Annotated in this window: 7 protein-coding genes; 4 read left to right on the forward strand and 3 right to left on the reverse strand. The window is 67.8% G+C overall.

The genetic code is table 11. The features are described from left to right. A partial coding sequence (gene nhaD / locus AC1DYI_RS21730; RefSeq protein WP_477206214.1) for a sodium:proton antiporter NhaD occupies positions 1-1120 on the reverse strand: 1120 nt, incomplete at its 3' end. Between the two features lie 169 nt (positions 1121-1289). Between nhaD and AC1DYI_RS21735 the strand changes: the two genes are divergently transcribed. Further along, positions 1290-1955 carry a DedA family protein gene (locus AC1DYI_RS21735; RefSeq protein WP_477206215.1) on the forward strand — a complete coding sequence of 222 codons (666 nt, stop codon included), beginning with the start codon at positions 1290-1292 and terminating at the stop codon, positions 1953-1955. Continuing rightward, entirely contained in the window at positions 1952-3841 is a 1890-nt protein-coding gene (locus AC1DYI_RS21740; protein WP_477206216.1) for a chorismate-binding protein, read from the forward strand. Before AC1DYI_RS21735 ends, AC1DYI_RS21740 begins: the two co-directional genes overlap by 4 nt. 13 nt (positions 3842-3854) lie before the next feature. On the opposite strand, the gene AC1DYI_RS21745 is transcribed toward AC1DYI_RS21740, so the two are convergent. Further along, the gene (locus tag AC1DYI_RS21745; protein ID WP_477206217.1) at positions 3855-5189 is read right to left on the reverse strand and encodes an N-acetylmuramoyl-L-alanine amidase; all 1335 of its coding nucleotides are present in this window, start codon (positions 5187-5189) and stop codon (positions 3855-3857) included. After that, positions 5189-5710 (reverse strand): tRNA (adenosine(37)-N6)-threonylcarbamoyltransferase complex ATPase subunit type 1 TsaE, encoded by a 522-nt coding sequence (gene tsaE / locus AC1DYI_RS21750; protein WP_477206218.1) that lies wholly within the window; start codon positions 5708-5710, stop codon positions 5189-5191. The genes AC1DYI_RS21745 and tsaE overlap by 1 nt, the downstream gene beginning before the upstream one ends. On the opposite strand from tsaE, the gene queG reads away from it, so the two are divergent. After that, positions 5702-6799: a tRNA epoxyqueuosine(34) reductase QueG gene (queG, locus tag AC1DYI_RS21755; protein WP_477206219.1), complete on the forward strand. Its 1098-nt coding sequence runs from the start codon at positions 5702-5704 to the stop codon at positions 6797-6799. The two genes, tsaE and queG, sit on opposite strands and share 9 nt — an antisense overlap. Next, on the forward strand, positions 6796-7566 hold a 771-nt coding region (locus AC1DYI_RS21760; protein WP_477206220.1), incomplete at its 3' end, for a tyrosine-type recombinase/integrase. The genes queG and AC1DYI_RS21760, both read left to right, overlap by 4 nt.

Consider the following 7566-nt stretch of genomic DNA (forward strand, 5'->3'; position numbering starts at 1 on the left):
TGCCAGCGCAGTAGGCCAGGAACTGCCAGAGGAAGTGGTCGGTGGGGTAGGCCGACAGGTCGTACATGCCCATCATGGCCGCGACCAGCGGCACGTTGTCGACCACGGCGCTGGCGATGCCGATGATCAGCACGATCAGGTCCGTCCTGCCGATGGTGTGGTTCAGCCAACCGGCCAGCGTGGCCAGCACACGGGTGTGCTCCAGCGTGGCGACCGCCAGCAAGATGCCGATGAAGAACATCAGCGAGGGCATGTCGATCTTCTTCAGCGCATGCGCCAGGCTCAGCCGCTCCTTGTCCCGCTCGTCCTTGTGGCGGTGCAGGCCATCGCCGATCAGCCACAGCAGGCCGAGACCAAAGAGGATGCCCATGAACGGCGGCAAGTGGGTCACCGTCTTGAAGACCGGCACCGCCAGCAGGATCGCCAGGCCGAGAAAGAACATCACGTTGCGCTCGAAGGCGCTGGTGCCGGTGCCGGAGGCTTCGTCATGGCGAGCAGGTGCCATGACCTGACGGCCCCGCACCCTGAACGCGGCCACGCCCAGCGGCAGCAGCAGGCTCACCAGCGACGGCAAGAACAGCGCCGTCACGACGGCCTGGCCGGTGACCTGGCCGCCGATCCACAGCATCGTCGTCGTGACGTCGCCGATCGGCGACCAGGCGCCGCCCGCGTTGGCCGCGATGATCACGATCCCGGCGAACAGCAGCCGGTCTTCGCGGCCGTCGATCAGCTTGCGCAGCAGCGACACCATCACGATGGTGGTGGCCAGGTTGTCGAGCACGGCGCTGAGAAAGAAGGTGACGAGGCCGACGAGCCCCATCAGCGCCGGCAGGCTCGACGTCTTGATCCTGGTGGTGACCGCCTCGAAACCGTGGTGCGCGTCGACGACTTCGACGATCGTCATCGCGCCCATCAGGAAGAACACGATCTGCGACGTGGCGATCAGCGATTCGCCGAGTTGTTCGCCCAGTGCGTGGGCATCGCCCGAACCGAGCGCGTAGACGGTCCACATCGCCCCGGCGCCCAACAGTGCAGAAGCAGACTTGCTGATCTTCAGCGGGTGCTCGAGCGCGATGGCCGCGTAGGTCATCAAAAACAGAACAATGAGGGTGGTCGGCATGGCAGGCTCGGCGCAAGCGCCCGGTGGTCGTCGGTACTCCGCAAGGCGGCCCGACCGTTGCACATACCTGCCAGCGGCGCTTCACAGCGGCACTGGCACCCTCGGCGTATTGTAGGAGGGCGTCGTGTTCGCTCAGATGCGGTGCGCTGCCTGGGGATAATCGCCGCCCATGGAGTTGCTAGCTTTTCTTTTCGACCTGATCATCCACGTCGACCAGCACCTGAAGGATTTCGTCGCCAACTATGGCGTCTGGGTCTACGCGCTGCTGTTCCTGATCATCTTCGTCGAGACGGGCGTCGTCGTGATGCCGTTCCTGCCCGGTGATTCGTTGCTGTTCGTCGTCGGCACGCTGTGCGGCGCCGGGGCGATGGACCTGACCCTGTCGCTGAGCCTGATGTTCGCGGCCGCCGTGGCCGGCAACCAGAGCAACTACACGATCGGCAAGCATGTCGGCCCGAAGGTCTTCCAGTGGGAGAACTCGCGCTGGTTCAACAAGCAGGCCTTTCTGAAGGCGCACGACTTCTACGAGCGTTACGGCGGCGTCGCGCTGGTGGTCGGCCGCTTCATGCCCTTCTTGCGTACCTTCGCGCCGTTCGTGGCCGGCGTGGCGTTGATGACGCGGCGGCGCTTCACCCTGTTCGACGTGTCAGGCGGCGCACTCTGGGTCGGCAGCGTGACGCTGGCCGGCTACTTCTTCGGCAACGTGCCGTGGGTGCAGAACAACCTCGAGAAGATCATCTGGGCGATGATCCTGATCCCCGGCTTCGTGATCCTCTTCGGCGCTTGGCGCGCGCGCCGCAAACAGGCGGCCGCCGGCGCCCACCCCGCAGCGTGAGCACGGCCACGGCTACCGTCTACGCGCTGCTGGACGACCTGGGCCCAGCCGACGGCCCGCAGGCGCGCAGCCGTTGCTACACCGGTTTCGTGCGCGAGCATCACGCGCCAACGCCGGCCGAGCTGGACGCGGTTTGGGCCGCCGTCGACGCAGACCAGCGCGCCGGCCTGCATGCGGTGCTGCTGGCCGACTACGAATGGGGCGTGGCGTTGCATGGCAACGCGCCGGCGAATGCCTCGGAGGCGGGAACCGGCGCGGTCGGCGGCCTGCGTGTGCTGATGTTCCGTCAGCTCGATCTGTTGACGCCTGACGATGCCGACGACTGGCTGAGCGTTCGGGACCAGGGCGAGGAGCCAGGCGAAACGGGGCCGACCGTGGCTGGCGTGATACGCCTCGCATCGTCGATCGACGATGCGGCCTTCGACACCGCCATTGCGCGCATCCGCCACGCCATCGAGACTGGCGAAACCTACCAGGTCAATTTCACGTACCGCCTGAACGGCCAGGCCTATGGCTCGCCACTGGCGTTGTACAGGCGGCTGCGGGCGCGCCAACCGGTGGGTTACGGCGCCTTGATCGCGCTGCCGCCGCTGGAAGGGCGCGACAGTGCGCGCCATGTGCTGTCGCTGTCGCCGGAATTGTTCTTGCGCCACCAGGCCGGCAAGCTGACCGCGCGGCCGATGAAGGGCACTGCGCCGCGGCACCCCGCCGACCCGTTGGCCGATGYGGCGCAAGCCGAGTGGCTGCGCGCCGACGAGAAGAACCGGGCCGAGAACCTGATGATCGTCGACCTGCTGCGCAACGACCTGGGCCGCGTGGCCGAGTTGGGCTCGGTGCAGGTGCCGGCGCTGTTCGCGGTCGAGCCCTATGCGACCGTCTGGCAAATGACGTCGACGGTGCAGGCTCGCCTGCGCCCGGGCATCGGCATACCGGGCCTGCTGCGCGCGGCGTTCCCGTGCGGCTCGATCACCGGGGCGCCCAAGCACCACACGATGGGCCTGATCCGTGCGCTGGAGACCACGCCGCGTGGGCTGTACTGCGGGGCGATCGGCTGGGTCGATGCACCCGGCACCGCGAGCGTCGGCGACTTCTGCCTCTCAGTCGCGATCCGAACGCTGACGCTGGGTGAGTACCGCGAGGGCTTGGCGCCGCTGCAACTGGGCGTCGGCGCTGGCATCGTGCTGGACAGTGAGGCCGCCAGCGAGCGCGCCGAGTGCCAGCTGAAGGCCCGCTTCCTCACCGGCCTGGATCCCGGCTTCACGTTGATCGAAACGATGCGCTATGCGCCCGGTGCGGGCGTGCCGCTGTGGCCGCAGCACATGGCGCGGCTGGCAGCCAGTGCCGCCAAGTTGGGCTTTGTGTTCGATGAAACCGAGCTCCGCAACGGCTTCGAAACCTTGCGGCCATCACTGGCGCCCTCTGGCGACTCGCGCGTGCGCCTGGCCTTGCACCACGACGGCGGCGCCGACTGGCGCCACGCGTCGCTGCAACCGCTGCCCGATGGCCCGGTGCTGCTGCGCTGGGCCGACGAGACGCTGCCGCTGGGCCGGCCTTTGGCTGAGCACAAGACGAGTGACCGCGCGGTCTACGACCGCGGTGTGCAGGCAGCGATGGCCGTCAACGCGTTCGACAGCCTCTTCCTGCGCGAAGACGGCGAGCTGTGCGAAGGCGGCCGCTGCAATATCTTCGTGCGCCTCGAAGGCCGCTGGTGGACACCCCCGCTGGCTGACCAGGTGCTGCCCGGCGTGATGCGCGGGCAACTGCTGGCCGACCCCAGCTGGGAAGCTGCCGAACGCCGCTTGACGCGCGAAGACGTCGAACAAGCCGAGGCGCTGGTGGTGTGCAACGCGCTGCGCGGCGTGCTGCCGGCCGTGCTGATGAGTTGATCAGACCCAGGCTTCAGGTCGCCCGGTTGCGCGACAGCGGTGGGTTCTTCGCGAAGTAGCGCTCGATGCCGCTGAACAGTGCCTGCACCAGGCGCTGCTGGTAGTCGGGGTCGCGCAGCTTGTCTTCCTCGTCGGGGTTCGAGATGAACGCCGTCTCGACGAGGATGGACGGGATGTCGGGCGCCTTCAGCACCGCGAAGCCGGCTTGTTCGACCTTGTCCTTGTGCAGCCGCCCGACCGAGCCGATGCGGCTCAGCACCTCGTTGCCGACGCGCAAGCTGTCCTTGATCTGCGCGGTGGTGCTCATGTCCAACAACGCACGCAGCACCTGGGTGTCTTTGGTGGCGGCGTTGACACCGCCGACCACGTCGGCCGCGTTTTCCTTCTGCGCCATCCAGCGGGCCGCCGTGCTGGTGGCGCCGCCTTGGCTCAGCGCAAAGACGCTGGCACCGCGTGCTTCGGGGGTGAAGAAGGCGTCGGCGTGGATCGACACGAACAGGTCGGCCTGCACGCGCCGTGCCTTGGCCACGCGGTCTTGCAGCGGCACGAAGAAATCGGCGTCGCGCGTCAGCATCGCGCGCATGCCGGGCTTGGTGTTGAGCTTGTCGCGCAGCTGCAGCGCGACCTGCAGCACCACGTCTTTTTCTTTCAGCCCGCTGGGGCCAATGGCACCCGGGTCTTCGCCGCCATGGCCAGGGTCGATGGCAACCACGATCAGGCGGTTGATGCGGTCTTTCTGGGCTGCGGTGGTCGGCGGCGTGGGGGCCGGCGGGCGCGGTGCCGGTGGGGTGCCGGTGTTGTTGGCGTTCGACTGGGCCAGCGGCTTGTCGACGCGGCCGATGAACTCGCCCAGTGCGTCTTGCACCTCGCGTGCGGCTTCGCGCTCGGCCGCGCCCTTGTCGCGGATGAGGCCCAGCAGCGGATCGGGCTCTTCGGTCGGGTAGAGGTCGAACACCAGCCGGTGCTGGTAGGCGGCCACCGGCGTCAGCGCAAACTGCTGCGGCTTGACCGTCTGCTTCAGGTCGATGACCAGGCGCACGACGCGCGGCTGGTTCTGGCCCACGCGAACGCTGGCGATGTAGGGGTCGTCGGATCGGACCTTGCCGACCAGCTCGCGCAGCGCAGGGCTCAGCTCAAGGTTCTCGATGTCGACCACCAGCCGCGGCGGGTTGTCGGCGACGAAGTGGTTGGCGATCAGCGACTGGTCCGACTCGATCGTCACGCGGGTGTATTCGGCCGCGGGCCAGACGCGCACCGCGACGATGGCCGAGCCCCAGGCCAGCTGGGCCGGCCCGAAGCTGAGCACGACCGTGCCGAGGCCGCCGGTGAGTACGTCACGCCGGCGCATCAGGCCAGTTCCTTCGCTGCTGCCGCCAGCAATTGCTGGCCCGCGGCGCTGAAGGCCTCGGCGCGCACCTCGCGGTGCTCGTTGGCCATGGGTTCAATGGTCAGCACCAGATCGGGTGGCGGCAACTGCGACGCGGCCTTGCTGGCCCACTCGGCGATCTTCAGGCCAGGCTCGGCATAGACCTCGCGAAAACCGGCATCGGCCCACTCGCGCGGGTCGTCGAATCGATAGAAGTCGAAATGCGACACTGCGAGCGATTGGCCGTTGCCCAAAGGCAACGAATACGGCTCGACAACGGCGTAAGTGGGGCTTTTGATGCGACCGGTGGCACCCAAGGCGCGCAGCAAATGGCGCACGAACGTGGTTTTGCCGGCACCCAGCGGGCCGTCGAGTTCGAGGCGCGCGTCCTGCAATGCAGGGTCGGTGATGATCGCGTGGGCCAGCGCAGAGGCGAAGCGTCCACAGGCCGCTTCACTGGGCCAGGGCAGGGACTGGGTTTCTAGAATCGTCGGATGAGTCAAGGTTCAGGAGTCGAGCAAGCAATCGCACGGGTGGCGCGACAACTCGACGGCTGGGCTCACACGCTCGGATTCTCCCAGATCGGTGTGGCCGATGTCGACCTCTCAAGCGCAGAACAGCCTCTGCTGGACTGGTTGGCCGCCGGCTTTCACGGCGAGATGGGCTACATGCAAGCCCATGGGTTGAAGCGCGCACGCCCCGCCGAGCTGGTGCCGGGCACGGTGCGTGTGATCACTGCACGCATGGCTTACCTGCCGCTGGGCACGGCCGAAGGCTGGGTCGAGCGCGAATGGCAGCGGCAAGATCGGCCGGGCGAAGCCATCGTCTCGGTCTATGCCCGSGGSCGCGACTACCACAAGGTGCTGCGCCAGCGCCTGCAGACCCTGGCCGATCAGATTGCCGAGGCCGTGGGCCCGTTCGGCTACCGCGTCTTCACCGATTCGGCCCCGGTGCTCGAGGTGGAGCTGGCTGCACGCAGCGGGCTGGGCTGGCGTGGCAAACACACGTTGGCGTTGTCGCGCGAAGGCGGTTCGATGTTCTTTCTCGGCGAGATCTTCGTCGACTTGGCTCTGCCCTTGACCGAGCCGGTGACGCCCCATTGCGGCAGCTGCGAGGCCTGCATCCAGGCCTGCCCGACGCAGGCCATCTTGGCGCCTTACCAGCTCGATGCACGGCGCTGCATCTCGTACCTGACGATCGAACAGGGTGGGCCGATCCCGGTCGAGTTCCGCCGCGCGATGGGCAACCGCATCTACGGCTGCGACGACTGTCAGCTGGCCTGCCCATGGAACAAGTACGCGCAGCGCAGCGCCTTGCCCGATTTCGACGAGCGTGAGCCGCTCGGTGGCGCGCAATTGCTGGAGCTGTGGGCCTGGAACGAGGCTGAGTTCCTGCGCCGCACCGAAGGCAGCGCGATCCGTCGCATCGGCCACGAGCGTTGGCGCCGCAACTTGGCGGTGGCGATGGGCAATGCGCTGGCCGCAGGCGGTGTTGATGCGGCGGCGATGAAGGCCGCGCTGGTGGCCGAGCGCGAGGCCAGTTCGCCGCTCGTGCGTGAGCACATCGACTGGGCGCTCGCGCAGGCCCAATGAAAAGCGTCACCACCCCGAAGAAGCCCCGCCTCGGACGCCCCAAAGCTGCGGCCAAGCCGGCCGCCGCCGACCCGTTGATCGACGCCTTCGTTTCGTCGCTGTGGGTCGAAGACGGCCTGGCCGCGAACACGCTGGCGGCCTATCGGCGCGACTTGAGCCTGTTCGCCCAATGGCTGGCCACAACCGATGGCGCAACGCTGGTGCAAGCCAACGAAGAGCAACTGCGCCGCTACGCCGTGGACCGCCACGCCGCCACGCGGGCAACCACCGCCAACCGCCGGCTGGCGGTGTTCCGCCGCTTCTACCGCTGGGCGCTGCGCGAGCGCCATCTCAGCGCTGACCCCACGCTGCGCCTGGGCAGCGCCCGCCAACCGCTGCGGGTGCCCAAGACGCTGAGCGAAGCGCAGGTCGACTCGCTGCTGAGCGCGCCCGACGACGCCACGCCATTGGGCCTGCGCGACCGCTGCATGCTCGAGCTGATGTACGCCAGCGGCTTGCGTGTCAGCGAGCTGGTCGCGCTGCCCAGCGTGCAACTGAGCTTGGCCGATGGCGTGCTACGCGTGACCGGCAAGGGCGCAAAAGAGCGCTTGGTGCCGTTCGGCGACGAGGCCTCGGCGTGGATCGAGCGCTACGCGCGCGAAGGGCGAGCCGAGATCCTGGCCGGCCAGCAGACCCCTGCGCTGTTCGTCACTGCCCGCGGCGGGCCGATGACGCGGCAGATGTTCTGGATCCTGGTCAAGAAATACGCCAAGCAGGCTGGCATCACC

It is taken from the genome of Ideonella sp. P3_A4 (assembly GCF_056403075.1).